26 protein-coding genes are annotated in these 25521 nt (G+C 74.8%); 10 read left to right on the top strand and 16 right to left on the bottom strand.

All coding sequences use genetic code 11. From position 1 onward, the window contains the following. Positions 1–40: 40 nt before the first annotated feature. The 5 genes from GD970_RS12270 to GD970_RS12250 all read right to left on the bottom strand — a co-directional run bounded on the left by GD970_RS12270 (position 41) and on the right by GD970_RS12250 (position 5667). On the bottom strand, positions 41–1663 hold the full coding sequence (locus GD970_RS12270) for an NAD(P)-binding protein (protein WP_152203183.1): 1623 nt from the start codon (positions 1661–1663) through the stop codon (positions 41–43). A gap of 1 nt (position 1664) precedes the next feature. After that, positions 1665–2831 (bottom strand): thiamine pyrophosphate-dependent enzyme, encoded by a 1167-nt coding sequence (locus GD970_RS12265; RefSeq protein WP_152203182.1) that lies wholly within the window; start codon positions 2829–2831, stop codon positions 1665–1667. Next, complete coding sequence (porA, locus tag GD970_RS12260) at positions 2831–4048, bottom strand: pyruvate ferredoxin oxidoreductase (RefSeq protein ID WP_152203181.1); 1218 nt, start codon at positions 4046–4048, stop codon at positions 2831–2833. Before porA ends, GD970_RS12265 begins: the two co-directional genes overlap by 1 nt. Further along, positions 4041–4652, bottom strand: a complete 612-nt coding sequence (locus GD970_RS12255; protein WP_152203180.1) for a 2-oxoacid:acceptor oxidoreductase family protein — start codon at positions 4650–4652, stop codon at positions 4041–4043. Before GD970_RS12255 ends, porA begins: the two co-directional genes overlap by 8 nt. 187 nt (positions 4653–4839) lie before the next feature. Further along, the gene (locus GD970_RS12250) at positions 4840–5667 is read right to left on the bottom strand and encodes an alpha/beta fold hydrolase (RefSeq protein ID WP_226925314.1); all 828 of its coding nucleotides are present in this window, start codon (positions 5665–5667) and stop codon (positions 4840–4842) included. Between the two features lie 235 nt (positions 5668–5902). Here GD970_RS12250 and GD970_RS12245 point away from each other — a divergent pair, with 235 nt between their 5' ends. After that, positions 5903–6430 (top strand): YbhB/YbcL family Raf kinase inhibitor-like protein, encoded by a 528-nt coding sequence (locus GD970_RS12245; protein WP_152203178.1) that lies wholly within the window; start codon positions 5903–5905, stop codon positions 6428–6430. A gap of 18 nt (positions 6431–6448) precedes the next feature. Further along, the gene (locus tag GD970_RS12240) at positions 6449–7144 is read left to right on the top strand and encodes a YbaK/EbsC family protein (protein ID WP_152203177.1); all 696 of its coding nucleotides are present in this window, start codon (positions 6449–6451) and stop codon (positions 7142–7144) included. A gap of 53 nt (positions 7145–7197) precedes the next feature. Here GD970_RS12240 and GD970_RS12235 read toward each other — a convergent pair whose 3' ends face one another. After that, positions 7198–8415: a cytochrome P450 gene (locus GD970_RS12235; protein ID WP_152203176.1), complete on the bottom strand. Its 1218-nt coding sequence runs from the start codon at positions 8413–8415 to the stop codon at positions 7198–7200. Then, positions 8412–10088, bottom strand: coding sequence for an FAD-dependent oxidoreductase (locus tag GD970_RS12230; protein WP_152203175.1), 1677 nt, complete (start codon positions 10086–10088; stop codon positions 8412–8414). The genes GD970_RS12235 and GD970_RS12230 overlap by 4 nt, the downstream gene beginning before the upstream one ends. Before the next feature lie 126 nt (positions 10089–10214). Here GD970_RS12230 and GD970_RS12225 point away from each other — a divergent pair, with 126 nt between their 5' ends. Continuing rightward, positions 10215–10757, top strand: coding sequence for a ferritin (locus GD970_RS12225; protein WP_152203174.1), 543 nt, complete (start codon positions 10215–10217; stop codon positions 10755–10757). 595 nt (positions 10758–11352) lie between these two features. Here the strand turns inward: GD970_RS12225 and GD970_RS12215 are convergent. Further along, entirely contained in the window at positions 11353–11625 is a 273-nt protein-coding gene (locus GD970_RS12215; RefSeq protein WP_152203173.1) for a hypothetical protein, read from the bottom strand. Between the two features lie 186 nt (positions 11626–11811). Between GD970_RS12215 and GD970_RS12210 the strand changes: the two genes are divergently transcribed. Both GD970_RS12210 and GD970_RS12205 read left to right on the top strand, forming a co-directional pair. Beyond that, a complete protein-coding gene (locus tag GD970_RS12210; RefSeq protein ID WP_170297283.1) occupies positions 11812–12141 on the top strand; it encodes a hypothetical protein in 330 nt (109 codons plus the stop codon). Positions 12142–12305: 164 nt separating this feature from the next. Then, complete coding sequence (locus GD970_RS12205) at positions 12306–12887, top strand: CueP family metal-binding protein (protein ID WP_152203171.1); 582 nt, start codon at positions 12306–12308, stop codon at positions 12885–12887. Between the two features lie 12 nt (positions 12888–12899). Here the strand turns inward: GD970_RS12205 and GD970_RS12200 are convergent, their stop codons facing one another. The 3 genes from GD970_RS12200 to GD970_RS12190 form a co-directional block, all read right to left on the bottom strand. Beyond that, positions 12900–13301: a four-helix bundle copper-binding protein gene (locus tag GD970_RS12200; RefSeq protein ID WP_152203170.1), complete on the bottom strand. Its 402-nt coding sequence runs from the start codon at positions 13299–13301 to the stop codon at positions 12900–12902. A gap of 155 nt (positions 13302–13456) precedes the next feature. Then, entirely contained in the window at positions 13457–15046 is a 1590-nt protein-coding gene (locus GD970_RS12195; protein ID WP_152203169.1) for a multicopper oxidase family protein, read from the bottom strand. After that, a complete protein-coding gene (locus tag GD970_RS12190; protein WP_226925318.1) occupies positions 15046–15303 on the bottom strand; it encodes an SHOCT domain-containing protein in 258 nt (85 codons plus the stop codon). The genes GD970_RS12195 and GD970_RS12190 overlap by 1 nt, the downstream gene beginning before the upstream one ends. Positions 15304–15447: 144 nt before the next feature. On the opposite strand from GD970_RS12190, the gene GD970_RS12185 reads away from it, so the two are divergent. Next, positions 15448–15912, top strand: coding sequence for a tRNA (cytidine(34)-2'-O)-methyltransferase (locus GD970_RS12185; protein WP_152203168.1), 465 nt, complete (start codon positions 15448–15450; stop codon positions 15910–15912). 33 nt (positions 15913–15945) lie between these two features. Then, complete coding sequence (locus GD970_RS12180; RefSeq protein WP_152203167.1) at positions 15946–17289, top strand: MFS transporter; 1344 nt, start codon at positions 15946–15948, stop codon at positions 17287–17289. A 69-nt stretch (positions 17290–17358) separates the two neighbouring features. Here GD970_RS12180 and GD970_RS12175 read toward each other — a convergent pair whose 3' ends face one another. Then, positions 17359–18750 (bottom strand): dihydrolipoyl dehydrogenase family protein, encoded by a 1392-nt coding sequence (locus GD970_RS12175; protein ID WP_152203166.1) that lies wholly within the window; start codon positions 18748–18750, stop codon positions 17359–17361. A 232-nt stretch (positions 18751–18982) separates the two neighbouring features. Between GD970_RS12175 and GD970_RS12170 the strand changes: the two genes are divergently transcribed. After that, complete coding sequence (locus tag GD970_RS12170; RefSeq protein WP_226925313.1) at positions 18983–19318, top strand: ArsR/SmtB family transcription factor; 336 nt, start codon at positions 18983–18985, stop codon at positions 19316–19318. Next, on the top strand, positions 19315–21045 hold the full coding sequence (locus GD970_RS12165) for a SulP family inorganic anion transporter (protein ID WP_152203164.1): 1731 nt from the start codon (positions 19315–19317) through the stop codon (positions 21043–21045). The genes GD970_RS12170 and GD970_RS12165 overlap by 4 nt, the downstream gene beginning before the upstream one ends. Before the next feature lie 52 nt (positions 21046–21097). Here GD970_RS12165 and GD970_RS12160 read toward each other — a convergent pair whose 3' ends face one another. Beyond that, positions 21098–21697: a hypothetical protein gene (locus GD970_RS12160; RefSeq protein ID WP_152203163.1), complete on the bottom strand. Its 600-nt coding sequence runs from the start codon at positions 21695–21697 to the stop codon at positions 21098–21100. Positions 21698–21880: 183 nt separating this feature from the next. Beyond that, on the bottom strand, positions 21881–22324 hold the full coding sequence (locus GD970_RS12155) for an MmcQ/YjbR family DNA-binding protein (protein ID WP_152203162.1): 444 nt from the start codon (positions 22322–22324) through the stop codon (positions 21881–21883). Between the two features lie 88 nt (positions 22325–22412). Here GD970_RS12155 and GD970_RS12150 point away from each other — a divergent pair, with 88 nt between their 5' ends. Next, a complete protein-coding gene (locus tag GD970_RS12150; RefSeq protein WP_193314926.1) occupies positions 22413–24221 on the top strand; it encodes a nitroreductase family deazaflavin-dependent oxidoreductase in 1809 nt (602 codons plus the stop codon). A 51-nt stretch (positions 24222–24272) separates the two neighbouring features. Here the strand turns inward: GD970_RS12150 and GD970_RS12145 are convergent, their stop codons facing one another. Both GD970_RS12145 and GD970_RS12140 read right to left on the bottom strand, forming a co-directional pair. Further along, a complete protein-coding gene (locus tag GD970_RS12145) occupies positions 24273–24506 on the bottom strand; it encodes a hypothetical protein (RefSeq protein ID WP_152203160.1) in 234 nt (77 codons plus the stop codon). A gap of 135 nt (positions 24507–24641) precedes the next feature. After that, the gene (locus GD970_RS12140) at positions 24642–25511 is read right to left on the bottom strand and encodes a TrmH family RNA methyltransferase (protein ID WP_152203159.1); all 870 of its coding nucleotides are present in this window, start codon (positions 25509–25511) and stop codon (positions 24642–24644) included. Between the last annotated feature and the right edge of the window lie 10 nt (positions 25512–25521).

The raw sequence follows: 25521 nt of genomic DNA, 5'->3' as shown, positions 1-25521 counted from the left end.
CGGAAACGGTACGTCCGGCGGAGCGGGGTCACCAGCAGTCTCAGCCCTCCTCGGGCACCATCTCGATCGCCCCGCAGGGGCACTCCTCCACGCAGAGGCCGCAGCCCTTGCAGTAGTCGTAGTCGACGGCGTAGGTGCCGTCGGGCAGCTTCTTGATCGCGTTGTCCGGGCAGACCCCGAAGCAGTTGTCGCAGCCGAAGCAGTTGCCGCAGGACATGCACCGGCGCGCCTCGAACAGCGCGGTCTCGGCGGTCAGCCCCTGGACCACCTCGTCGAAGGTGCCGGCGCGGCGCGGGCCCTCCAGGCGCGGGCGCACCTGGTGCGGGGCGTCGGCGTAGTACCAGGTGTTGAGGGCGCCGAACTCGGCGTCGGGCGCCGGGGGCGCGTCCGGTGCGGCGATCCCGCGCAGGTAGGCGTCGATGTGCCGGGCGGCCCGCTTGCCGTGGCCCACGCCGACGGTGACGGTGCGCTCGGAGGGCACCGCGTCCCCGCCGGCGAACAGGCCCGGGCGGCCGGTCATGAGGTGCTCGTCGACCTGCACCACGCCGTCGGCGACGACGAGGCCGGGCACCCCCTCGACGAGGGAGAGGTCGGACTCCTGCCCCAGCGCGAGGACCACGCTGTCGGCGTCGAGGTCCTCGAGCTCGCCGGTGCCGCGCGGGAAGCCGGTCTCGTCGAGCTCCATCTTCTCGATGGTGATCCGGCCGGCGTCGGCGTGGCTGATGGTCGACAGCCACCGCATCTGCACGCCCTCCTCGAGCGCCTCGGTGACCTCGGAGTCGTGGGCGGGCATGCGGTCGCGGGTGCGCCGGTAGACGACGATGGCCTCCTCCGCCCCCAGCCGCCGGGCGGTGCGGGCGGCGTCCAGGGCGGTGTTGCCGCCGCCGTAGACGACGACGCGGCGGCCCAGCCGCGGGGCGTCGGCGTCCGCGACGTCGTGGAGCACCTGGACGGCGTCGAGGATGCGGGCGGCCTCCCCCGCGGGCACGTAGGCGCGCTTGCCGAGCTGGGCGCCGACGGCCACGAGGACGGCGTCGAAGCGGCCCTCGGCGAGCTCGGGCTCCACGCTGCCCACCCGGGTGCCGAGCTCGAGGCGCACCCCCATCGCGACGATGCGGGCGATCTCGCCGTCGAGGACCTCCCGGGGCAGGCGGTAGGCGGGGATGCCGTAGCGCATCATCCCGCCGGGCCTGTCCGCGGCGTCGCGGACGGTGACGTCGTGGCCGAGCAGGCGCAGGTGGTAGGCGGCGGACAGGCCGGTGGGCCCGGCACCGACGACCAGCACCCGCCGGCCGGTGGGCGCGGCGGTGACCGGCACGGTCCAGCCCTGGCGCAGCGCCTCGTCCCCGAGGAAGCGCTCGACGGCGTTGATGCCCACCGCCTCGTCGAGCTGGCCGCGGTTGCAGGCGGTCTGGCACGGGTGGTAGCACACCCGGCCCATGACGGCCGGGAAGGGGTTGTCGGCCACCAGGGTGCGCCAGGCCCGCTCGTAGTGGCCGTCCTCGGCGTCGTAGAGCCACCGCTGGACGTTCTCCCCGGCCGGGCAGGCCTTGTTGCACGGCGGCAGGAAGTCCCGGTACACGGGCCGCTCCACCCGCCAGGCGCCGGTGCGGTTGGCCAGCGAGGAGCCGACGTCCAGGCTGATCGCGAACGGCTTGTCCATCTCAGGTCTCCTGACTCAGCGACGCGCGGGGCGTCGGGGCCGGGCGCTCGTGCACGTCCAGCCCGGGCCCGGCGGAGGTCGACGGCGCGTGGTCGTCGCTCGGGGCGGCGGGGTACTCCAGGTGCGGGGCGGGGCCGGTGAGCACCGGCTCGCCGCGGGCGGGCTCGGGCACGGCGGCCGCGCCGAGCAGCCCGTAGCGGCGGATGTTGCGGTCCGCGAGCGCCTGGAGCCGGGCGAGGGTCTCCTCGTCGCGGGTGGGCCGGAAGAGGTGGGCGTAGCGGCCCTGCAGGCGCAGGTACTCCTCCACCGGCACCTGGCGCCGGATCCGCCGCACCGCGGTGACCTCGCCGTGCTCGGCCTCGAAGACGGGGAAGAGGCCGGACTCGATGACGAGCCGGGCCAGGCGCACGGTGTGGCTCGAGGCCGCGCCCCACCCGAGCGGGCAGGGGACGAACACGTGGATGTACCGGGCGCCGTGGAAGGTCATGGCCTTGGCGATCTTGGCCTCCAGGTCGCGCAGGTCCGCCACGGTGGCGGTGGCCACGTAGGGGATCTCGTGGGCCATCGCGATGCGCGGGACATCCTTGCCCTGCCCGAAGACGTTGCCCGGGTGGGGGCCGACGGCCTGGGTGGTGGCGGTGCGCGCGGCCGGCGGGGTGGCGCCGGAGCGCTGCACGCCGGTGTTCATGTAGGCCTCGTTGTCGTAGCAGACGTACAGGACGTCGTCGTTGCGCTCGAACATCCCCGACAGGCAGGCGAACCCGATGTCCACGGTGCCGCCGTCGCCGCCCTGGGCGACGACGCGGGTCTGCTCCCGGCCGGTGGCCCGCAGGGCCGCGGCGACGCCGGTGGCCACCGCGGGGGCGTTGCCGAACAGGGAGTGCAGCCAGGCCACCCGCCAGGAGCTCTCCGGGTAGGGGGTGGAGAAGACCTCCAGGCAGCCGGTGGCGTTGACGGTCACCATGTCCCCGGCGGTGGCGGCCATGGCGGCGTCGAGGACGTAGCGGGCGCCGAGGGCCTCCCCGCAGCCCTGGCAGGCGCGGTGGCCGGAGGTCAGGGCGTTGGTGCGGTCCGGCCGGGACTGGACGCTGGCCTGGTCCGGCCCGAGCAGCCGGTTGCCGACGGCGAAGCTGCCCACCTGGTAGAAGCGCACCGGCGTGGTGGTCATCATGCCTCCTGGAGGTGGGCGCCGCGGCGGGCGGCGCGCTGCTCGCGGTCGCGGGCGATCTCCCGGTCCACGACGGGCCTCTGGAGGTCGAGGAAGGTCAGCGGGGCGAGCCGGCCCGCGGCGACGTCGTCGAGCATCCCGGCCAGGGCGGCCTGGGTGATCGGGCGCCCGCCCAGGCCGGCGACGACGGTGCCCACCGGCAGGGCGGCGCCGACGGCGGTGCGCACGTCCTGGGTCACGATGCCGCCGACCCCGACGGCGAAGGCCCGCTCGACGACGACGACCCGGCGGGCGCCGGCGAGGGCCGCGCGGACCGCGGCGTAGGGGAAGGGCCGGAAGGAGGTGATCCCCAGGACGCCGACGGGCTCGCCGGCCGCGCGGCGGGCGTCGACGACGTCCTTGAGCGTGCCGAGCACCGAGCCCAGGGCGACGACCACGGTCTCGGCGTCCTCGGTGCGGTAGGGGCGCACCAGGCCGCCGGTGTCCCGGCCGAAGGCGGCGCGGAACTCGGCGGCGACGCGGTCGACGACCTCGACGGCGTCGAACTGGACCTGGTGGGCGAGGTAGCGCACCTCGGTGAAGGCCTCGGGGCCGACCATCGCGCCGATGGTCACCGGGTCCTGCGGGTCCAGGCGCTGGGCCGGGACGAAGGGCGGGAGGAAGGCCTCGACCGCGGCGGGGTCAGGGACGTCGACCTCCTCGACGGCGTGGGTGAGGACGAAGCCGTCCATGCAGACCATGACCGGGACGGAGAGCTCCTCGGCGATGCGGAAGGCCTGCACGTGCAGGTCCGCCGCCTCCTGGTTGTCCTCGGCGTAGAGCTGGAGCCAGCCCGAGTCGCGCTGGCTCATCGCGTCGGAGTGGTCGTTCCAGATGTTGATGGGGGCGCCGATGGCGCGGTTGGCCACGGTCATGACGATGGGCAGGCGCATCCCGGCGGCGTTGTACAGGGGCTCGACCATGTACAGCAGGCCCTGGCTGGCGGTGGCGGTGTAGGTGCGGGCCCCGGTGGCCGAGGCGCCGATCGCCACGGACATGGCGGCGAACTCGGACTCGACGTTGATGTACTCCGCGGCGAGCTCCTCGGCCTTCACCAGGCGGGAGAGCTCCTCGACGATGTGCGTCTGCGGGGAGATGGGGTAGGCGCAGATGACGTGGGGGCGGCACGCCGCGACGGCGCGGGCCACGGCCTTCGAGCCCTCGATCTGCTTACGCACGGGTGGCCTCCTTCGGGGCCGCGGCGTCGGGCGCGGGCGTCTCCGCCTGCGCCGCGACGGCGTCGTGGGCGGCGCGGGCGGCGGTGACGTTGCGCTCCCCCACGGCGCCGGGGAACCGGGTCCGCAGCGCCGCGAGCACGGCGTCGAGGTCGAGCCCGGGGTACAGCGCGGCGAAGGCGCCGAGCAGGACGGCGTTGGGCAGCGGCCGGCCGAGGTGCTCGAGCGCGAGGTCGGTGGCCGCCACGGTGACGGCGTGCCCGGCGGGCAGGGCGGCGACCCTGTCGGCGACGCCCATGTCGGCGAAGGTGCGGCGGGTGTTGAGCAGCACGTAGCCGTCCGGGGCGAGGCCGTCGAAGACGTCGATGCCGCGCAGCAGGGTGGCGTCCTGGACGATGAGGGCGTCGGGGGCGAGCACTGGCTCACGCACCCGGATGGGCCCGTCGGCGATGCGGCAGTAGGACACCACCGGCGCGCCCGTGCGCTCGGAGCCGAAGCTCGGGAAGGCCTGGGCGTGGCGGCCCTGGCGGAACGCGGCGTCGGCCAGCAGCTCGGCGGCCGTCACCACACCTTGCCCGCCGCGCCCGTGGATGCGGACCTGGAACACGGGACCTCCTCGACGAGGTACTTCGTTCCTTTGTAAGCCCGGCGGCCGGGCGATTCCGGGGACGTAGGTCCCCGCGGCCCGCGAGCCCCTCCCCGTCGCGAGACGTCAACTTGGTCGCGAGACGTCAAGTTGGTCGCGAGGCGTCAACTCTGGCGCCGTCGCGGGCCGGCACGCCCGCGCTCCGGCGTCAGCCTCGGTCGATCTCCAGCACGCGGGCGTGCCCCGGCTCGTCCGGGTCGTCGGTGATCTCCCGGCCCTCGAGCCAGGAGGAGATGACGTGCGCCAGCTCGCCGGGGTGGCTGAAGTTCATGGCGTGGGCGGCGCCCTCGATCACCACGACCGTCACGTGCTCCGGCGCCAGCCGTCCCACCTCCCGCACCCGGTGCGGCGGCGGCATGAGCGGGTCCCGGGTGCCGAGCACGGCCAGCGCGGGCACGGGCGCGCGCAGCAGCCGCTCGAGCGAGGGGAACCGCGTGAGCTCGCTGAACAGGTGCAGGGCGTTCAGCGGGCCGAAGCGCACGTAGTCCGGGAGCGCCACGGGGGCCATCCGCGGGCTCTCCCGGGCGATGTCCCGGGCGAGCTGCGCCAGCGCTCTCGCCATCGGCTGGTTCTGCACGCCGCCCGCGGGCGAGACCAGGACGAGGCGCTGCACCCGCTCGGGGGCCATGTGCGCGACCTCGAGGCCGACCGGGCAGCCCATGGAGTTGCCCACGAGGACCACCTCGCCGAGCCCCAGGGCGTCGAGGATCACCAGCAGGGCGTCGGCCAGGGCCGGGATCCCCAGCGCGCGCCCGGGGTGCTCGCTGCGGCCGTAGCCGGGAAGGTCCGGCACCACGTTGGTCCGGTGGGCGGCGAGACGGCGCGCCGTCGGCATGAGGTAGGCCCCGGAGATGGCGAACCCGTGCAGGTGGACGATGGGCACGCCGTCCTCGCCGCCGACGCTGCGCCGGTAGAAGACAGTGCGGCGGTCCACCGTCACCGTCCCGGTGGTCCAGCGGCTCCCGTCGTCGCTCACGCCCCGCTCCCGTCGTCGGTGACGGTCTCGATGCTGGCAGGGCGCGGGGCCGTGCGGCTCCCTCCGCAGGGGTGAGGGCCGCATCGGGATGCGGGTGCCTCAGGGGTGCGGCCGCCGTCCGGCATCTCGCCGCCACACCGCGCCGCCCGCCCCGCGCCGTCAGCAAGGATGTCCTAAGTTGGGGCCCGAGGGGCGCCGCGGGCGGCGCCTCGACCCAACGAGCACGGAGGACTCCATGAGGCTTGACCGACCGCTGGCGCAGGACCCTTACGAGAAGCTTCCCGCCGTCCCGTCCTTCACGGTGACGTCCGCCGACGTCACCGACGGCCGGCCGATGGCCGCGACGCACAGCGCCGCCGGCGGCAACGTCTCCCCGCAGCTGGCCTGGTCGGGCTTCCCGGAGGAGACGCGCGGGTTCGCGGTGACCTGCTTCGACCCGGACGCCCCCACGCCGTCGGGCTGGTGGCACTGGGCGGTGCTCGACCTCGGCACGGACATCACCGAGCTGGAGCAGGGCGCGGGCCAGTCGGACCTCATGCTTCCCGGTGCGGGCATGCACCTGCGCAACGACGACGGCGAGCACTCCTACACCGGCGCCGCCCCGCCGCCCGGGGACCGCGAGCACCGCTACTACTTCGCCGTGCACGCGCTCGACACCGAGACGCTCGAGCTGGACGAGGACGCATCGCTGGCCAAGGCCTCGATGTACCTGCTGCAGCACACGATCGCGCGGGCCGTGCTCGTGGCGACGTTCAAGAACTGACCCCTCGGAGGAGCACGCATGACGGCGGAGACGCCGACCACGCCGGGAGCGGCCCCCTCCGGCGCGCCTGCGCCGCAGGGCACCGCGGCACCGCAGGACGCCCCGGCCGAGCAGGAGGTCCCCGCCGAGCCGACGGCGGTGCTCGGCGAGCCCGGCGCCGTCGCCTTCGGGACGCTGGTGTGGGTGCCGGCCCTCTCCCGTCCCGAGCTGCTGGCCGAGCCCGTGCGCCTGGCGCTGGCCACGCTCGCCGACCGGCACCCGGACCTCGGCGCCCAGGTGCTGGTGGCCGAGATCGACCCCGACCTGGCCGACACCGCGGCCATGACGGAGGCCTACCGGCTGCCGCCGGAGGCCTCGGCCAACTGCGTGCTCGTGGCCGGCAAGCGCGCGGGCGAGGAGCGGGTGGCGGCCTGCGTCGTGCGGGCCACCACCCGGGCGGACGTCAACAACGTCGTGCGCCGGCTGCTCGACGTGCGCAAGGCCTCGTTCTGGCCCACCGAGCAGGCCGTGGCCGCCTCGGGCATGGAGTACGGCGGCATCACCCCGGTCGGCGTCCCGGACGCGTGGCGCCTGCTGCTCGACCCGCGGGTCGAGCACGGGTACGCGATCGTCGGCTCCGGCATCCGCGGTTCCAAGCTGCTCCTGCCCGGCGAGGTGCTCGCCGCGCTGCCGGGCGCGGAGGTCGTCGAGGGCCTCGGGCTCGAGGTGGCGTAGGCCCGCGACCGCCCCGGCGGCGTCGTCCGGACTGCCCCGGCGGCGTCGCCCGCTCAGTCCCGCACGCCGTCGAAGGCGACCTGCAGGTGCCGCGGCCCGCGCAGGAACGCGTTGCGCCGGTAGGGCGGGGTGTCGGTGACGAGGCGGGGGTTCTCGAGCCGGCGGACCAGCTCGCCCAGCGCCAGCTGGGTCTCCATGCGGGCCAGGGGGGCGCCGAAGCAGTAGTGGATCCCGCCGCCGAAGCCGAGGTGCTCGCGCTCGGGCCGGTCCGGGTCGAAGCGGTCGGGCTCCCGGAAGGCGGCGGGGTCGCGGTTGCCGGAGCCGAGCACCAGGGTGACCGCCGCGCTCTTGGGGATGGTCGTGCCCGCCACCTCGACGTCGGCGACGGTGGTGCGGAAGGGCACGAACTGCACCGGGGTGTCGTAGCGGATGAGCTCCTCGAAGACGCGGGCGATCAGCCCCGGCTCCCGGCGCAGCCGCTCGAGGACCTCCGGGTGACGCAACAGCGCCAGCGTGCCGTTGGTGATCATGTTGACCGTCGTCTCGTGCCCGGCGACGAGCAGGAGGACGGCGGTGCTCAGCACCTCGTCGCGCGACATCCGCCCCTCGGGGCCGTCGTCGGTCACCAGCCCGGAGAGCATGTCGTCGCGCGGCGCCCGGGCGCGCTCCTCGGCCAGCCCGGCGAAGTACTCCCGCGCGTCGGCGATCGCCTGCTCGGCCCGCCCCCGCCGCGCCTCGAGGTCCTCCGGGCCGGTCGCCTCGCCCGGCTGGATGATGCCCTCCGCCCACTCGTGGAAGAGCGGCTCGTCCTCGTGCGGAACGCCCAGCACGTCGCAGATGACCGTCACCGGGAACGGGTAGGCAAGGTCGTCGACGACGTCGACCTCCTCCCGGCCGGCGAAGGTTTCGATCCGCTCGCGGACGATGCGCGCCATGTCCGCGCGCATGCCGTCGAGGAAGGCGGGCCGGTGGGGCGGCCCGAAGTGGCGGGTCGCGAGCCGGCGGAGCAGGTCGTGCTCCGGCGGGTCGAGCAGGATGAAGCTCAGCGGCATGCCGTCGCCCTCCTCGGAGGCGGGCGGGGCGTCGGCGCGGTTGCGCACGTCCGAGCTCAGCCGCGGGTCGTGCAGCAGCTGGACGATCTCGCGGTAGGTGCCCACGAGGTAGGTGCCGTCCTCCTGGCGGACGACGGGGGTGCGGCGCAGCTCCTCGTAGAGCGGGTACGGGTTGGGACGGTTGGCGTAGTCGACCATCCGCTGCATGAGGTCGGTCATGGCGCGGGCTCCTGTGCCTCGATCGGCGGCGGTGTCGCCGGGGTGCGCGGGCGCCACACCGCCTGCCACTGGCTGGGCTCGTGCCCGGTCACGGCGAGCGTGGCGTCCTCGGTGGCCCGCCAGGGCACGACCGGCGGGGGCATCCGGGCCGGGACCGGGCGCAGGCCGTCGGGCTGGTCGGCGGCGTCGCGCGGCGGGAAGGGGGCGCCGTCGGCGATGAGGCGCTGGTAGTGGTCGAGCCACTTCGACTGGTCCACCGTGACCGCGGCGACGAGGCGGCCGCGGCGGCCGTAGGCCGCGACGAACGCCCGGTCCTCCACCGAGCCCTGGGTGATGACGACCTCGTCGGCGATGGTGGCCACCCCGGCGGAGCGGACGGCATGGCCGAACTGGGTGGACCAGAACAGCGGCACCGACAGGTGCGGCCAGCGGCGGGCCTGCCCGGCCACCATGTTGTGCCCGGCGATCTGGGCCTGGGCGACGGCGTTGCCCCAGTGCTCGAGCGCGAGGAACTCGAAGCCGAACATCGGGTGGGGGAAGCGCGCGACGTCGCCGGCGACGAAGACGTCGTCGGTCACCAGCCCGTTGAGGTCGAAGGCCCGGCAGCCGGCGTCGCAGGCCACGCCCCAGGCGCCGGCGGCCAGCCCCGAGCCGTGCAGCCACTCCACGTTCCGGACGGCGCCGAGCGCCACCACGGCGACGTCGGCCTCGACGACGCTGCCGTCGGAGAGCCGGGCCCGGCGCAGGCACCCGTCCTCCCCCTCCAGCGCGGCCACCGTGACGCCGGTGCGCAGGTCGACGCCGTGGTCGCGCTGGATCTCGCCCATGACGGCCCCGATCGCCGCGCCGAGGGCGGCGTAGAGGGGCACCGGCCCGCGCTGCACGAGCGTCACCGGCAGGCCGAGCTCGCGGCAGGCGGAGGCGACCTCGGAGCCGGTGAACCCACCGCCGATGACGAGCACCCGCCCGGGGCGGGCGGCGAGGCGCTCGCGCAGCAGTGCGGCGTCCTCGCGGGTGCGCAGGGTGAGCACCCCGGCCAGGGCCGCCTCCGCCGGGTCCGGCCAGGGGCGTGCGCGGGTGCCGGTGGCGATGAGCACCCGGTCGAAGCCCACCTCCTCACCGCCCGCCAGGCGCACCCGCTTGCCGGCGAGGTCCAGGCCGGTGGCGGGCGTGCCGAGCTTCCACTCCGCGTCCAGCTCGCGCAGGCGCGGCAGGGCGGTGTGCTCGACCGGCATCCCCTCCAGCACCTCCTTGGACAGGGGTGGCCGGTCGTAGGGCTCGGCCGCCTCGTCGCCGATGAGGGTGAGCCGGCCGGTGAAGCCCTCCGCCCGCACCGCCTCGGCCGCCCGCAGCCCGGCCAGGGAGGCGCCGACGATGACGATGCGGCCGCCGGGGCGGTCCGGGCCGGGCGCGCCGCCGCCGGTGGTGGGGGCGGTGTGCGGGGCCGTCTTTCCCTGCGTCGCCTCGCCGTAGTGGGCGTCGTCGGTGCGCTCGACGAGGATCGCCTGCACCGGGCAGGCCTCGGCGGCCTGCAGCACCTTCTCGCGCTCGGCGTCGGCGGGCCCGCCGTCGTACACCAGGGCCTCCCGGCCGCGCAGCCGGAAGGTGCCCGGCGCGAGGAAGCAGCACTGGGCATAGCTCTGGCACCTCGTCATGTCCACGACCAGCCGCATGCGCGCCTCCCTCGGAGCCACCATGAAAGAGCCTCCGGCTGACAGAAGGCTGGCCGCAAGCTGTCCGGTGGCCCGCTCCCCCGGGAGGCATCGACCGCGCCGACCGGCGCCGCTAGCGTGGCCGGCATGACCGAGACGACGACGTCCGAGTTCCTGCGGCTGCTCCACGACCAGGTGGGCCACGAGTTCGACGCCCACCAGCAGTACATCGCCATCGCCGTGTGGTTCGACAGCCACGACCTGCCCCAGCTGGCCCGCCACTACTACCGCCAGTCCCTGGAGGAGCGGAACCACGCGATGATGATCGTGCAGTACATAATCGACCGGAGCCTGGAGGTCAAGATCCCGGCCGGCTCCCCGGTGGTCACCGACTTCGACGACGTCACCGAGCCGCTGCGCCTGGCGCTGCGGCAGGAGAAGCAGGTCACCGCGCAGATCGAGGCGATCTTCCGGGCGGCGCGGACCGAGAACGACGCCCTGGGCGAGCAGTTCATGCTCTGGTTCCTCCAGGAGCAGGTCGAGGAGGTGGCCGCGGCGACGACGCTGCTCACCGTGGCCGAGCGGGCCGGCTCGAACCTCTTCGACCTGGAGAACTACGTCGCCCGCGAGCAGGTGGGCGACCACGGCGTCTCCCCCGGCGCGCCCGCCGCGGCCGGCGGGGCGGTGTAACGCGGTGGTGTCCGGCCGGTCCGGCACCAGCCCGCGGACGCCCTGGTCGCACAGGCTGGACCGGTGGTTGTACAGCGGCGGCCGGCCGCGCCCGCTCGCCAAGCTGCTCAACCGGCTCACCGCGGCGCAGTACGCGGCGGGGGTGCTGACCTTCGGGCGCGGCGTGACCCTGGAGGTGCGCGGGCGGCGCAGCGGCCAACCGGTGGCGTTCCCGCTCGTGCTCACCCGGTACGAGGGAGAGCGCTACCTCGTCTCGATGCTCGGCGCCGAGACGAACTGGGTGCGCAACGTGCGCACCGCCGGTGGCCGGGCGGTGCTGCGCCACGGCGGGCGGGAGGACGTCGTCCTGGAGGAGGTCGACCCGGCACTGCGCGCGCCAATTCTCAAGCGTTACCTGGCGCTCGCGCCCGGGGGCCCGGGCTCACATCCCCGTCGACCGGCACGCGCCCGTGCAGCAGTTCGAGCGGATCGCCGGGCAGTTCCCGGTATTTCGTCTCGTGGCCGACCGCTAGGCCCCCGAGACCGGCGGGCAGCGCGTTCCACCACCGTCACCCTCCCGGCACGGACCGTCCGGGGATCCCGGGTGGCAGGTGGGTCAGGCGTCGTACTGACCGACCAGCGGGGCCGGCTGGGGCTTGACCACATGCCCCGCCTCTTGGAAGATCCCCGGGACGTCCGGGTCGGAGACGAAGTCCTGCCAGCCCTCCGCATCCCAGTCGAAGACCACCCAGACCCTGTCCTCATCGATGGGATCGCGGAAGACGGTCGCGCCCTTGGATCCGTGCTCCCGCCGCTTCGCAGCGCCCTTGGTCGAGAACACCTTCAGGAAGCGGTCCAGGTCCTCGAACTTCGTCGTCGCCAGGATCATCTTGGAACTCCCTTGTCCTCGGCGCCGGGACCCGACGCCGACATCTGGCAGCGTACGCCGATCCCGTGCCCACCATCGGAGAGCTGCCAGTGGCTACGCTCCTGACCTGTCGGGTCCTCAACGCAACGAAGCGTGCTCGCGCGGCCGCGCAGAATGCCGCGGCCTCCGCGTAACGGGATGGTGATGATGCGCAGAATCGCAGGTGGCGTCGTCTGGATCGTCGGGTCGCTGCTGGCCGCCGTCGCGGTCCTGCTGTGCCTGACGGTGATCCTCCTCCCGCTGGGTATCCCGCTGTTCCACCTCGCGCGCCGACTCTTGGCCCTCGGCGCCCGGCTCATGCTGCCGCGGAGCGTGCGGCACCCGGTCCAGGAGGGGACGGCCGCGCTGACGAAGTCGGGCGCTCGCGCGCGGAAGCAGGTCGGGAAGGTGTCGGCGCGCGGCACGGACGCACTGAGTACGGGACGTCGGCGGTTGCGCCGGCAGCGGCGCGCACTGCGCAAGAAGCTGCCGCACTAGGGTCCCGCGCGGGCCGCGACGAGCGACACTCCCTACCGAGACAAAGGACCCAGATCCGGACGAGTGGGCGTGCTTACGATGCGGGGACATGCCTGCCCGGCCCCTCGCATGCGGACGACCGTCCGCGCACGGCCGCGGGCGCCGTCATGAGAGGAACAAGACCCGTGAAGCGACTGCCCCTCGTGGCCGCGGCCGCGGCCCTCACCCTGGCCCTCGCCGGCTGCTCCGCGGCGGAACCGAGCCCCGCGACCACGGCGGAGGCGACGGACGCGGACTTCCTCGCCGCGCACGACCTCGCGGGCATGGACGCCCCGGACATCATCGACCACCTGGACGAGCTGGACGTCGCGGAGCGGCCCACAGACCTCATGGCCTCCGTCCGGCCCAGCGAGCTGGTGCTCTCCGACGACCAGCGGGAGGTCACCCTCCCGCTCCCCGAGGATCGCTTCTACCTGTCGGTCGCCCCGTACGTCGACCAGACGCACGACTGCTTCTACCACAGCCTGACGACCTGCCTGGGTGAGCTCGGCGGCGAGGATGTGCAGGTGCGCATCGTCGACGACGCGACGGGCGAGGTGCTGGTCGACGAGCAGGCCACCACCTTCGACAACGGGTTCGTCGGCTTCTGGCTGCCTCGCGAGATCGAGGGCACCGTCGAGGTCACCTACGGCGAGCTGAGCGGCGAGGCCGACGTCGTCACCACCGAGGACGGCGCTACCTGCATGACCACCCTGCAGCTCGCCTAGGCACAGGCCCGCTTAGTCGATCGCGGCGAGGAGCTCGGTGCAGGCCTGCTCGCAGGCGCGGCACGCCTCCGCGCAGACCCGGCAGTGCTCGTGCATCTGGGCGTGGGCCGCGCACTCCTGGCGGCAGGACCCGCACGCCTGGATGCAGGCCTGCAGCTGCGCGCGGGTGATGTTGGCGTCGTAGCCGGTGTGGCGCGAGAGCACCCGGGCGGTGGTGTCGCAGATGTCGGCGCAGTCGAGGTCGGTCCTGATGCACTTGCGCAGCTCGGCGACCATCTCCTCGCTCAGGCAGGCGTCCGCGCAGGCGGTACAGGCCTGGGCGCACGCGACCAGGGCGTCGACGGCGCGGGCGAGCAGCTCGCGGTCGAGATTGATCTCCGCGGGGTAGGCCGTCATCATCTCGGCGGTCTTCATCGTTCTCCTCCCTCAGACGTCGAACCGCCGCGCCGGTGCCGGTGCGGCGGGTGGATGCCCCGTCGACGCTAGGGAAGGTCAGCCGGGCACGCACCCGCAGCTGCCACGCCCGCCCGCCCCCGGGGCGCCGACGGCGAGGCGTCCGTGCCGGTCCGCTAGCCCGGCCGGACGTCGACGACGCCCATCATCCCGGCGTCCTCGTGGTCGAGGATGTGGCAGTGGTAGACGGTGCGGCCGGTGAATGCGGTGAAGTCGACCCGGACCACGACCTGGCCCTGGGCCGGGACGTTGACGACGTCCCGCCACACCGGTGCCGTGAGCGCCGCGCCGCTCTCCTCCACGAGCTGCATGGGATAGACGTGCAGGTGGAAGGGGTGGTCCATCGGGGTGGGGTTCCGGATCGTCCACTCCTCCACCGCGCCGGGGCGCACCTGCTGGTCGACGCGCTCGGGGTCGAAGCCTCGCCCGTCGAAGCCGAAGGCCAGCCTGCCGGCGGGGCCGACACCGTCAGGTTGGGTGCCGCCGTCGAGTCCGGTGCCGCCGTCGGGGCCGCCGCCGTCGGGTCCGGTGCCGCCGTCGGGCCCCCCACCGCCGCCACCGAAGCCCATGCCGCCGCCCATGCCCATGGTGAAGGCGATCTCCCGGCGGACGTCCGGTGCCCGGCCGCGCAGGTCGGCGTCGGGCGGGCGCGGCGGCACCGCCACCGCAGCAACTGCTGGGTCCCCCTCGACCCGGACACCGGCCAGTGCGAGCGGCCCGGACAGGCCGGGCGCGCCGGCCATCATGCCCATCGCCGCCGCGCCACGGTCGTAGCCCAGGGTGCGCAGCTCGGTCCGGCCGGCGCGCATGCTGACGAGCAGGTCGGCGCGGTTGCCGGGGGCGAGGAGGACGTCGTCGACGTCGCGCGGGGCGGGCTCGTGCCCGGCGTCCAGGCCGATCAGCTGCACCTGCTGGCCCGGCACCGCCAGGCGCAGGTAGCGCGAGGTGCAGGCGTTGACCACCCGCCACCGCTCCCGCTCCCCGGGGCGCGCGGCGATCTCAGGGCGGTGCTGGCCGTTCACGAGCACGAGATCCCCCTCGCGGCCCCTCATCCGGGCCGCCGGCCCCACCTGCCGGACCGACCCGTCGGGGGCGAGGGAGATGTCCGAGATGACCAGCACGCGGTCACGGGAGACCGGGACGTCGTCGCCCTCGACCAGGATCGTCCCGTACAGCCCGCCGAACACCTGGTCGGCGACGTGACCGTGGTGGTGGGGGTGGTACCAGAACACCCCGGTCGGGTGGTCCGCGGGCAGGTCGAAGCGGTAGTCGAAGGCCTCCCCCGGCGCGATGCTCAGCAGGGCGTTGTCCCCGTTGCCCGTCGGGGAGACGTGCAGGCCGTGGGTGTGGAGGTTGGTCGGCTCCGACAGACGGTTGACCAGATGCACCTCGATGCGGTCGCCCGGCCAGACCCGCCAGGTGCGCCCCGGCAGCCGAGCGCCGTAGGCCAGGACCTGGGCGCGGCGCCCGGCGACCTCGAGCTCCTGCTGAGCCGCGACCAGCTCGACGCGCAGCACCCCGTTCTCGCTGCGCAGCACCTCCGGCTCGCCCAGCCGGCCGCGGCCGCCGGCCCCGCCCAGGGCTGCGGTGCCGCCGCGCGGGGCCCACGGCAGGCCGGTCCGGCTCAGCCCCGCCCCGCCGACGACCACCCCGAACGCGCCGAGGACCCCGAGCCGCAGCGCCTGACGCCGGGTGATCGGCTCCACTACCGCTCCTGGATGCGGCGCAGCCGCTCGTCGTACTCCGCGCTGTCGATCTCGCCGCGGGCGTACCGCTCGTCGAGGATCGCGCGGGCGCGCCGTCGCCCCTCCTCCGGGTCCGGCCCGCCCGGGCCGCCCCGGCCCGCCCCGCCCCCGGCGAGCCGGACCACGAGCACGATGAGCAGGGCGAGGCCCACCAGCAGCAGGAGCAGGAACAGCCAGCCCCACGCCCAGCCCGCGCCCATCCAGGCCCAGTTCCCCATCACCGTCCGACCTCCCCACCAACGCATACCCCTACGGGTATATCCACGGTAGGTCGGCTATGGCGGGAGCACCAGGGCCGGGGCCAGCCTTCACGCGATCTTGGTCGTCAACGCCGCCGGCGCCGCGTGGGAGCATGGGCCCTCGTGTTCCACGTGATCTTCTACGAGCCCCGCATCCCCCCGAACACCGGCAACGCGATCCGGATGGTCGCCTGCACCGGCGCCACCCTGCACCTCGTGGAACCGCTCGGCTTCGACCTGTCCGACGCGCACCTGCGTCGCGCCGGCCTGGACTACCACGACCTGGCCAACGTCGTCGTCCACCCCGGCCTCGACGCCGCCCTGGCCGCCGTCGCGCCGGGCCGGGTCTTCGCCTTCACCGGGCACGCCACCCGCAGCTTCGCCGACGTCACGTACCGGCCCGGCGACGCCCTGCTCTTCGGGCCCGAGCCCACCGGCCTGCCGGCCGACGTCCTGGCCGACGCCCGGATGACCGACCGGCTGCGCATCCCCATGGTCCCCGGCATCCGCTCGCTCAACCTGTCCAACTCCGCGGCCATCGCCGTCTACGAGGCCTGGCGCCAGCACGGGTACCCCGGAGGGGTCTGAGCGCCGACCCCGGCGGCGGCGTACGTTCCCACCATGGCGACGTCGCGGTCGATCGTGCGCATCTACCTCGTGCTCATGGTGGGCAACACCCTCGCGGCGTCGCTCATCTGGGGGATCAACACGATCTTCCTGCTCGACGCCGGGCTGTCGAACCTCGAGGCCTTCACCGCCAACGCGTTCTTCACCGCCGGCATGGTGGTCTTCGAGGTGCCCACCGGCGTCGTCGCCGACACCGCCGGCCGGCGCTACTCCTACCTGCTCGGCACGATCACCCTGGCCCTGACCACGCTGCTGTACGTGCTGCTGTGGTACCTCGGGGCCGCGTTCTGGCTGTGGGCCGTCGTCTCGATGCTCATCGGGCTGGGCTTCACGTTCTTCTCCGGGGCGGTGGAGGCCTGGCTGGTCGACGCGCTGGGGGCCACCGGCTACACCGGCGACATGGAGGCCGTCTTCGGCCGCGGCCAGATCGTCTCCGGGGCGGCGATGCTCGTCGGCTCGGTGGCCGGCGGCATCATCGCCCAGGCGTCCAACCTCGGGGTGCCCTACGTGCTGCGCGGGGCGGTGCTGGTCGCGATGTTCGTGGTGGCCTACCGCCTCATGCGGGACCTGGGCTTCACGCCGCGGCGCGGGCAGTCCGCCACCGCCGAGGTGCGCCGGGTCCTCTCCGCGTCCATCCGGTACGGGTGGCGACGGCCCCCGGTGCGCTGGCTCATGCTCGAGGCGCTGTTCACCGGCGGCGTGGGCATCTACGTCTTCTACGCCCTCCAGCCGTACCTGCTGCAGCTGTGGGGCGACCCGCGGGCCTACTCGATCGCCGGCCTGGTCGCCGCCATCGTCGCCGGGTCGCAGATGCTCGGCGGGCTCTCCGCCCCGCGGCTGCGGCGCCGGTTCCACCGGCGCACCTCCGCCCTGCTCATCGCGGCGGCCGTCAGCGCCGCCACCCTCGTCCTGGTGGGCACCATCACCAACTTCTGGGCGGTGCTTGCCGTGATCGTCGTGTGGGGGCTGCTCTACGCCGCCGCGCTGCCCATCCGGCAGGCCTACCTCAACGGCATGATCCCCTCGGCGCAGCGGGCGACCATCCTGTCCTTCGACTCCCTCAACAGCTCCGCGGGCGGGGTGTGGGCCCAGCCGGTGCTGGGCCGGGCGGCCGACGTGTGGGGCTACGGCCCCTCCTTCGTCGTCGGCGCCGCGATCTCGCTGCTCGGCCTGCCCTTCCTGGCGCTCTCACGCCGCGAGCACGATCCGGCGGACCGCCAGAGCGGTGCCCCGGCCGCCGCGCCGGCCCAGCCCGCCGCGCCGCCGACGACGCCGGCCAGCCCGCCGCCGACGATGCCGCCGGCCCCGCCGCCCGGGGCCTCGCCGCTGGACGAGTAGGCGCGGGCCAGCGGGCGGCGGGCCAGTCGGACGGCGGTGCGTCGGGCCAGCCCGACGGCGGGGCGCCGGTCAGGCCGGGACCTCGGCCGCGATGGTGTCGAAGAGCAGGTTGAGCCCCTCGGCCATGGTGGGGTGGGTGATCACCGCGTCGCGCACCTGCTGATAGGTGAGGTGACCCAGCATGGCCATCTGCACCGCGGCGACCACCTCACCGGCCGAGTGCCCCAGCAGGGCGACGCCGAGGATCTCGTCCGTGGCGCCGTCGACGACCGCCTTCCACACGCCCTGGCCCAGGCGGAGGGTCTTGGCGCGCGGGATCGCCGCGACGTCGAGCCGGGCCACCTTGACGTCGCGGCCGGCGGCGCGCGCCTCCGCCTCGGTCATGCCCACCCGGGCGAGCTCCGGCGTCGTGAACACGGTGTAGGGCACCAGCCGCCCCGCGGTGGACGCCTCGCCGCCGGTGAGCAGCGCCTTGAGGATGCGGAAGTCGTTCCAGGAGGCGTGGGTGAACTGCGGGCTGCCCGCGACGTCCCCGGCCGCCCAGACGTGGTCGGCGGTGGTGCGCAGGTGGTCGTCGACGACGACGAAGCCGCGGTCGGTGACCTCCACGCCGGTCGCCGCGAGATCGAGGTCCGCGGTCACCGGCGTCCGGCCGGTGGCCACGAGCAGCTCGGCGCCGGTGACCTCGGTGCCGTCGGAGAGCGCGACGACGGCGCCCGCGCCGTCGCGCCGCACGGCACTGGCGCGCACGCCCAGGCGCACGTCGACGCCCTGGCCGCGCAGCACCTCCGCGACGGCCTCGGCGACGTCGCGGTCCTCGCGGGGCAGCAGCTGCTCGCGCCCCTGGACGAGCGTGACGGCCACGCCGGTGATGGCCAGCATGGAGGCGAACTCGCACCCGACGTACCCGCCGCCGAGGATGACGATGGACTCCGGCATCCGCTCCATGCGCAGGATCGCCTCGGAGTCCCACGGGTCGACGTCGGCCAGCCCGGGGATGTCCGGGTGCGCCGGCGTGGTGCCGGTGTTGATGACGACGTCGCGCCCGCGCAGCACCCGGGTGCCGCCGTCGTTCAGGGTGACCTCCACGGTGCGCTCGCCGACGAAGCGGGCGGTGCCCATGAGGAAGTCCATGCCCGAGTCGGCGAACATCTTCGCGTGGGCGGCGACCATGCCGCCGACGACGCCCTCCTTGTGGGCGCGCAGCCCCTCCAGGGTGGCCACGGGCGCCCCGTCGACCTCGATGCCGAGCTCGCCCGCGCGGCGGGCGGTGGCCAGCGTGCGCGCCGACGCCACCAGCGACTTCGTCGGGATGCAGGCGACGTTGATGCACGTGCCGCCGATCTTGTCCCGCTCCACCATGGCTACCTTCCAGCCGGCCTTGGCCCGGTCCATCGCCAGCGACTTGCCGGCCTTGCCCCCGCCGATCACCAGCAGCTCGACGTCCTCGACCTCGGTCATGGAACTCCCTTCTCCCGGCGAGCGGGTGCCGGTCGCACCCGCGCCGTCTTCGATTCTCGCCCGCGAACGCGGGCGCGGCACCGCGGGCGGCCCGCGCCCGAGCAGGGCGGAGCCCGCCGCCGGAGCCCGATCCCCGCCCGACCCAATGGGTGACTTGATATATTCATCAAGTCACCCAGCCATGGAGCCACCGCTCTCCCGTCGCCCACTCCCCCACCGATCGGACCTGCCCGTGCCCGACCGCGCCGCCATCGCGACCCCCATCTACGAGATCAAGGCCGAGCTGTTCAAGGCGCTCGGCCACCCGGTGCGCATCCGCACCCTCGAGCTCCTCGCCGAGGCCGACCGGCCCGTCAGCGCGCTGCTGACAGACATCGGCATCGAGGCCTCGCACCTGTCTCAGCACCTGGGCGTGCTGCGGCGGGCGGGGGTGGTGACGAAGTCGCGGCGCGGCAACGTGGTGACCTACACGCTGGCCGACCCCTCGGTGGCGCAGATGCTGGCCGCCGCCCGCACCTTCCTGCTCCACCGCCTCGACCAGGCCCGTGGCGCCCTGGCGGAGCTATGAGCGGGCTCGAGACGCTGCAGCCACGCTGGACCGGGGCCGCCCTCGGCCGCCGCGCGGCCGGCCTGATCCTCCCCCGGCGCACCGACTACGCCGGCCTGTCCCGCTCGTGGCGCCGGGACCTCGTGGCGGGGCTGACCGTCGGCATCGTCGCGCTGCCCCTCGCGCTGGGCTTCGGCGTGGCCTCCGGCGTGGGTGCGACGGCCGGCCTGATCACCGCGATCGTCGCCGGCCTGGTGGCCGCCGTCCTCGGCGGCTCCCACCTGCAGGTGTCCGGCCCCACGGGCGCGATGACCGTGGTGCTCGTCCCGGTCGTCGCCCGCTACGGCCCCGAGGCGGTCTTCGCCCTGTCCATCCTCGCCGGCCTGCTCGTCGTCGTCATGGGCCTGGTCGGCATGGGGCGCCTGGTCTCGGTCATCCCCTGGCCGGTGGTCGAGGGATTCACCCTGGGCATCGGGGTGATCATCTTCCTCCAGCAGGTGCCCCTCGCCCTGGACACCCCCCGGGCGGCGGGCGAGAACGCCGGGCTGGTGGCGCTGGCCACGCTCGGGGCCGCCGAGCCGACCCGGGCCGCGGCGCCGCTGGCGGTGACCCTGGGGGTCATCGTCCTCATGCTCGTGCTCGGCAGGGTCCGCCGGTCCCTGCCGGCCTCGCTCATCGCGGTCGTGCTGGCCACCGTCGTGGCCGAGGCGGCACACCTGCCGCTGGCCCGCATCGGGGCGCTGCCGTCCTCGCTGCCGGCTCCCGCCTTCCCGTCCTGGAACGCCGAGGCGCTCGCCGCGATGTTCCCCGCGGCCCTGGCCATCGCGGCCCTGGCGGCGCTGGAGAGCCTGCTCTCCGCCCGCGTGGCCGACGGGATGGTCGAGGAGGTGCCCAACACCGACGCGGACCGCGAGCTGGTCGGCCAGGGACTGGCGAACATGGCCAGCGGGGTGTTCGGCGGCATGCCCGCCACCGGGGCCATCGCGCGCACGGCGGTCAACGTGCGCGCCGGCGCCCGCACCCGGGTCGCGGCCGCCAGCCACGCCGTCGTGCTCGTGGTGGTGGTCCTGGCGGCCGCCCCGGTGGTCGCGTTGGTGCCCACCTCGGCCCTCGCGGGGGTGCTCATCGTCACCGCCCTGCGGATGATCGACCTGGGCACGGCGCGCTCGATCCTGCGCTCGAGCCGCGCCGACGCGTTGGTCTACCTCGTCACGGTGGCCGTCACGGTGGTCTTCGACCTGGTCGTCGCGGTGCAGGCGGGGGTGGCGGTGGCCGCCTTCCTCGCGCTGCGTGCCATGTCCCGGGTGTCCGGGCTGCGGCGGGTGGCAGTGCCCGAGATCGACGCCGCCGAGGAGGACGCGCTGCTGCACGAGCACATCGCCGTCTACCGCTTCCACGGCGCGCTCTTCTTCGGCGGCACCAAGCAGTTCCTCGACGAGCTCACCGCCGTCAAGGACGTCCACGTCATCGTCCTCGTGCTCACCGACGTGCGGATGATGGACGCCTCCGGCGCCAACGCGCTCACCGAGATCATCACCAGCCTGCAGCGCCGCGGCATGACCGTCCTGCTCAAGGGGCTGGACCCGGACCAGCTGCGGGTGGCCGGGGCGGTGGGCGCGCTCGGCGCCATCGGCGACGCGCACTACTTCCACGACCTGCCCGCCGCCGTCGCGCACGCGCGCCAGCACGTGCGGCACGAGCTCCACGGCCGGTCGGTGCCGGACTGTGCCGCCGTGGCGGCCCGCTGACCGCCCCAGCGGAGAGCCGGCGCGCGGGCGCGTGGGCGGCGCAGCCGCAGGCTCAGTCCCACCACAGCCACCAGCCCTCGCGGTCCGGCGCCCAGGGCGGGCGGATGCGGTGCAGCTCGTCGGGCAGCTCGCCCTCGAGATCCAGGACGTCGGCGATCAGCTCCCACAGCTGCCCGCACCGGCAGCCCGGCCCGTGGTGCGGGCTGACCGAGAACTCCGTGAAGGCGTAGACCACCAGCCCCTCGGCGGTGACGCGCTCATCGCACCGCTGCGGGCCGATGCCGTAGCCGTGGACCTCCACCAGGCCGGGGTGCGCGGCCGCGGCGGCCAGCATCGCCGCGAGCTCCGGGGCGTCGTTCTGCCGGTCGCGGAGCTGCCCGGGCGGCAGCCGGCCGCGGAGGTCGGCGGCCGCCGCGCCGTCGAGGCCGGCGAAGGAGACGTGGTCGCGGGCAGGCGCCCCCGCCACCACCGCGGCCGCCGCCCGGTCGTCGCCGTCGGGCTGCCCCGCACCGTCCTCCCAGGCCGTCCAGGGCACGTACCGGGGCATGGTGAAGGGCGCGAGCACCTCCCACACGCCCGCGCGCACGCTCCATCCGCGCGGCCCGTACAGCTCTCGCTCGGCCAGCGTGCCGCCCTCGCCCGTCGGTTCCACGACGCCCTCCCCTCGGCGACGGCGGTCGCGTCGCATTGAGGCAGCGTGCCCGGCCGGCGGGTCGGCACGCGGGCGCGCGCGGGACGGCTGTGGACGAGGTGGCGCGGGGACGCGGGGGTGGACGGCCCTGGGCGCGGTCGCCGCCCCCCTGCTCCCGGCCGGTGGGTCAGGAGGGCGCGTCGCTCACGTCCTCGCGCGGGCCGCGGGGCTGCCCTCGACGTCCAGGCGGGCCACCAGCCGGGCGCCCGCGACCTGCCGGTAGGACCCGTCGAGCAGCTCGGCCACCTCGGCCCAGTCCACCCGCTCGGGCCCGGCCCGTCCGCCGGCCGCCAGGTCGATGCCCACCCAGCCGCTGGGCCCGAGGTAGGCCGGGAGGAAGAAGCGGGGGTCCTGCTCCAGCGCGAGCCGCTCGCCATCCTCGGGCAGCACGACGAGGCCGTGGTCGTAGCGCAGCCGGGTCTCGGCCGGGCCCTTGGTGCCCGACCCGTAGACCGCGAAGACCTTCTTGACCCGGAAGTGGGGCCGCCCGTGCGAGATCACCTCCTCGGCCGCGGGGAAGGCGAGCGCGATCGCGCGCAGGCGCTCCAGGTACGGATCGTCGTCGTCGAACATGATCGGGTGCCCCATCGCCGCCCTCCCGCCCGGCCGTGGCGCCAGACTACGGGCAGCCGCTCGCGCGCGGGGCGGGTCGGCGGCACCGGTCGGAGGAGGACGGATGAGCCCGATCCCGCTGTGGGTGGGCCGGCTGAACAAGCGGGCGCTGAACCGGGTCATGCGGTTCGCGGCCCCGCACCTGCCCGGCTTCGCGCTCCTGGTCCACCGCGGCCGCCGGTCCGGGCGGGAGTACGCGGTGCCGGTCAACATCTTCCGTCACGACGCCGGATACCGGATCGCCCTGACCTACGGCCGCCGCACCGACTGGGTGCGCAACGTGCTCGCCGCCGGCGGGTGCCGGGTGCGGACCCGCGGCCGGTGGGTGGAGCTGACGAACCCGCGCCTGGTGCACGACCCGGGGCGGACCTGGGCCCCGCCGGTGGTGCGCCAGATCCTCGGGCTGACGCGGACGCCGGACTCGCTCGTGCTCGACGTCGCGGCCGGCGGTCGCGGCATGCGCGTCCGGCGGGCAGCCGTCCTCCGCGGCCGCCGGGACGACCCGGCACGGGTGTGGTGGGACGCGCGCCGGGCCCACCGGCAGGGCCGGGAGGCGGTCCAGGAGCGACAGCGGGCACGCCTGGCGGAGCTGGTGCGCTATGCCCGCCGGCACTCGGCCTACTACCGCGAGCGCTACCAGGACCTGCCCGAGCGCGTCGACGACGTCACCTCGTTGCCGGTGACGAACAAGCGGGACCTGATGGCCCGCTTCGACGAGGTGGTCACCGATCCGGCGGTGACGCGCGAGTCCGTCCAGGCCTTCGTGGAAGACCCGGACAGGATCGGCGAGCGCTTCGCCGGGAGGTACCTGGTGGCCACCACCGCCGGCACCACCGGGCACCGCGGCATCTTCGTGCTCGACGACCGCTACTGGTCCGTGATGTCGGGCCTCATGGGCGTGCTGGCCCCGCGCTGGCTGTCCTGGCGGGACCTGGTCCGGATGTTGGGCCGACGGCGGCACGTGGCCGGGGTGGTCGCCACCGGTGGGCACTTCCTGTCCATCTCTGCGGCCACCCGCGAGAAGCGGGAGAAGCCACGGCGGCACCGCAGCCTGCGGGTGTTCCCGGTCCACACGCCGGTGCCGCGGCTCGTGAGGCAGCTCAACGGTTTCGACCCGATCCTGCTCGGGGGTTACGCCAGCGTGCTCCGCCTGCTGGCGACCGAGCAGGCCGCCGGGCGGCTGCACCTGCGCCCCATGCTGGTGCTCAGCACCGCGGAGGACCTGCCTCCGGCCGAGCACACGCGCCTGCAGCGGGCGTTCGGGGCGAAGGTCCGGGAGGTCTACGGGTGCACCGAGTCCGGCTACGTCGCCTACAGCTGCGCCGAGGGCTGGTTGCACCTGCTCGACGACTGGGTGATCGTCGAGCCCGTCGACGCGGACCACCGTCCCGTGCCGCCGGGGGTGGTCTCGCACACGGTGCTGATGACGAACCTGGCCACTCGGGTGCAGCCGATCCTGCGCTACGACGTCGGCGACCGCGTACTCGTGCGGCCGGACCCGTGCGCCTGCGGCGATCCGGCCCCGGCCCTCCGTGTGCACGGACGATCCGCGGACGTCCTGACCTTCCCGGCCGCCGGTGCGACGGGGGCGTCGGTGACGGTCTCCCCGTTGGCGCTCGGCGCCGTCCTCGACGGCACCCCCGGGGTGGAGCTGTTCCAGATCGTCCAGGCCACGCCGACCAGCCTGCGGCTGCGGCTGCACCAGGCCGGCGGCGCCGACCCCGACGCGGTTCGTGCCGCGGCGCTGGCCGGGATCCGCGCCGTGCTCACGGATCTCGGGCTGAGCCACGTCACCGTCGAGCCCGACCCGGATCCACCGGAGCAGAGCGCCGGCGGCAAGTACCGCACCGTGATTCCCCTCGTGGCGCGATGAGCGGCGCGAGGGGCGACGGCCCCTGAGCTCGTGCGGCGGGCCGTCCGAGGTCTACTTCCCGGCGCTTCCCGAGGACTTCCCCAGGCCGGCGGCCACGGCGACGGCGCCGGCGACCTCGGCCGCCCCGAGCGCCCTGACCAGGCCGGGACGGTCACGGAACCACTCGAGCATCGGGGCCCACGGCCCCATCTCCCATCGGGCGGTGTGCTCGACCGGGAACAGGACGCTGAGCACGCCGTCCCCGATCGCCACCATGGCCAGCGACTCGACGATCCGCCCGTTCATGACACTCCCCCTCGACTAGCACCATTGCCTGCTGAGCGGTCACGCCCGACCAGTCTGCGCCTCCGCCCAGAGCTTCTCCACCCCCCTCAGCGGGGGCGACGGCCGGCCCGCGCCCGCCGCCGTCCCGGCGGGCCGTCAGGACGCCGGCCGGGTCGCCCAGAACGCCACCGCCGAGGCGGCCGCGACGTTGAGCGAGTCGACCCCGCCCGCCATCGGGATGCGTACGACGACGTCGGCCGCCTCGACGGTGGAGCGGGCGAGGCCGTCCCCCTCGGTGCCCAGGACCAGGGCGACCTTCGCCCCGGCGCCCGTGACGGCCGGGGAGACGGCGAAGTCATCGAGGCTGACCGAGTCCTCGCTCAGGGCGAGCGCGGCCACGGTGTAGCCGGCGTCGTGGAGCCGGTCGATGGCGCCGGGCCAGGTGGTCAGCCGGGTCCAGGGCACCTGGAAGACGGTGCCCATGCTCACCCGGACCGAGCGGCGGTAGAGCGGGTCCGCGCAGCGGGGCGTGACCAGCACCGCGTCGACCCCGAGCCCGGCGGCGCTGCGGAACATGGCCCCGACGTTGGTGTGGTCGACGATGTCCTCGAGGATCGCGACCCGGCGGGCGCCGGTGCCCCCGCGGGCCCCCTCGAGCAGCTCCCGCACGCCGGCCAGCGGCGGGCGGTGCATCGCCGCGAGCGCCCCGCGGTGCAGGTGGAACCCGGTGATGGCGCGCAGCACCGGCTCCTCGGCGACGAAGACGGGAACCTGCTCGCCGCCGTCGGCCGCGCCCTCGCAGCCGGGAGCCGCCGCGATGACGGGCTCCATGGACTCCAGCCACTTCTCCGCCATGAGGAAGGAGCGGGGCCGGTGCCCGGCCTCCAGCGCGCGACGGATGACGTTGGAGCTCTCGGCGATGTACAGGCCCTTGGCGGGCTCGTGCTTGGAACGGAGCGCGACGTCGGTGAGGTGGGTGTAGTCGCCGAGGCGGTCGTCGGCGGGGTCGGTGATGCGGATCAGCACCGGAGCATTC

The sequence above is a fragment of the Georgenia thermotolerans genome (genome assembly GCF_009193185.1).
GTDB classification, from domain to species: domain Bacteria; phylum Actinomycetota; class Actinomycetes; order Actinomycetales; family Actinomycetaceae; genus Georgenia; species Georgenia thermotolerans.
Note: the sequence above shows the minus strand (reverse complement) of the source record. Positions and strands in the feature narration are given on the sequence as shown.

Bases quoted from the DNA above. Each gene is read 5' to 3' on its own strand.
- GD970_RS12210 (WP_170297283.1), top strand. From the start codon at position 11,812: ATGCGCAGAATCGCAGGTGGCGTCGTCTGGATCGTCGGGTCGCTGCTG.
- GD970_RS12155 (WP_152203162.1), bottom strand. From the start codon at position 22,324: ATGGGGCACCCGATCATGTTCGACGACGACGATCCGTACCTGGAGCGC.
- GD970_RS12175 (WP_152203166.1), bottom strand. From the start codon at position 18,750: ATGACCGAGGTCGAGGACGTCGAGCTGCTGGTGATCGGCGGGGGCAAG.
- GD970_RS12265 (WP_152203182.1), bottom strand. From the start codon at position 2,831: ATGACCACCACGCCGGTGCGCTTCTACCAGGTGGGCAGCTTCGCCGTC.
- GD970_RS12165 (WP_152203164.1), top strand. From the start codon at position 19,315: ATGAGCGGGCTCGAGACGCTGCAGCCACGCTGGACCGGGGCCGCCCTC.
- GD970_RS12235 (WP_152203176.1), bottom strand. From the start codon at position 8,415: ATGACCGACCTCATGCAGCGGATGGTCGACTACGCCAACCGTCCCAAC.
- GD970_RS12245 (WP_152203178.1), top strand. From the start codon at position 5,903: ATGAGGCTTGACCGACCGCTGGCGCAGGACCCTTACGAGAAGCTTCCC.
- GD970_RS12270 (WP_152203183.1), bottom strand. From the start codon at position 1,663: ATGGACAAGCCGTTCGCGATCAGCCTGGACGTCGGCTCCTCGCTGGCC.
- GD970_RS12190 (WP_226925318.1), bottom strand. From the start codon at position 15,303: ATGGGGAACTGGGCCTGGATGGGCGCGGGCTGGGCGTGGGGCTGGCTG.
- GD970_RS12225 (WP_152203174.1), top strand. From the start codon at position 10,215: ATGACCGAGACGACGACGTCCGAGTTCCTGCGGCTGCTCCACGACCAG.
- GD970_RS12230 (WP_152203175.1), bottom strand. From the start codon at position 10,088: ATGCGGCTGGTCGTGGACATGACGAGGTGCCAGAGCTATGCCCAGTGC.
- GD970_RS12145 (WP_152203160.1), bottom strand. From the start codon at position 24,506: ATGAACGGGCGGATCGTCGAGTCGCTGGCCATGGTGGCGATCGGGGAC.
- GD970_RS12240 (WP_152203177.1), top strand. From the start codon at position 6,449: ATGACGGCGGAGACGCCGACCACGCCGGGAGCGGCCCCCTCCGGCGCG.
- GD970_RS12150 (WP_193314926.1), top strand. From the start codon at position 22,413: ATGAGCCCGATCCCGCTGTGGGTGGGCCGGCTGAACAAGCGGGCGCTG.
- GD970_RS12215 (WP_152203173.1), bottom strand. From the start codon at position 11,625: ATGATCCTGGCGACGACGAAGTTCGAGGACCTGGACCGCTTCCTGAAG.
- GD970_RS12180 (WP_152203167.1), top strand. From the start codon at position 15,946: ATGGCGACGTCGCGGTCGATCGTGCGCATCTACCTCGTGCTCATGGTG.
- GD970_RS12200 (WP_152203170.1), bottom strand. From the start codon at position 13,301: ATGAAGACCGCCGAGATGATGACGGCCTACCCCGCGGAGATCAATCTC.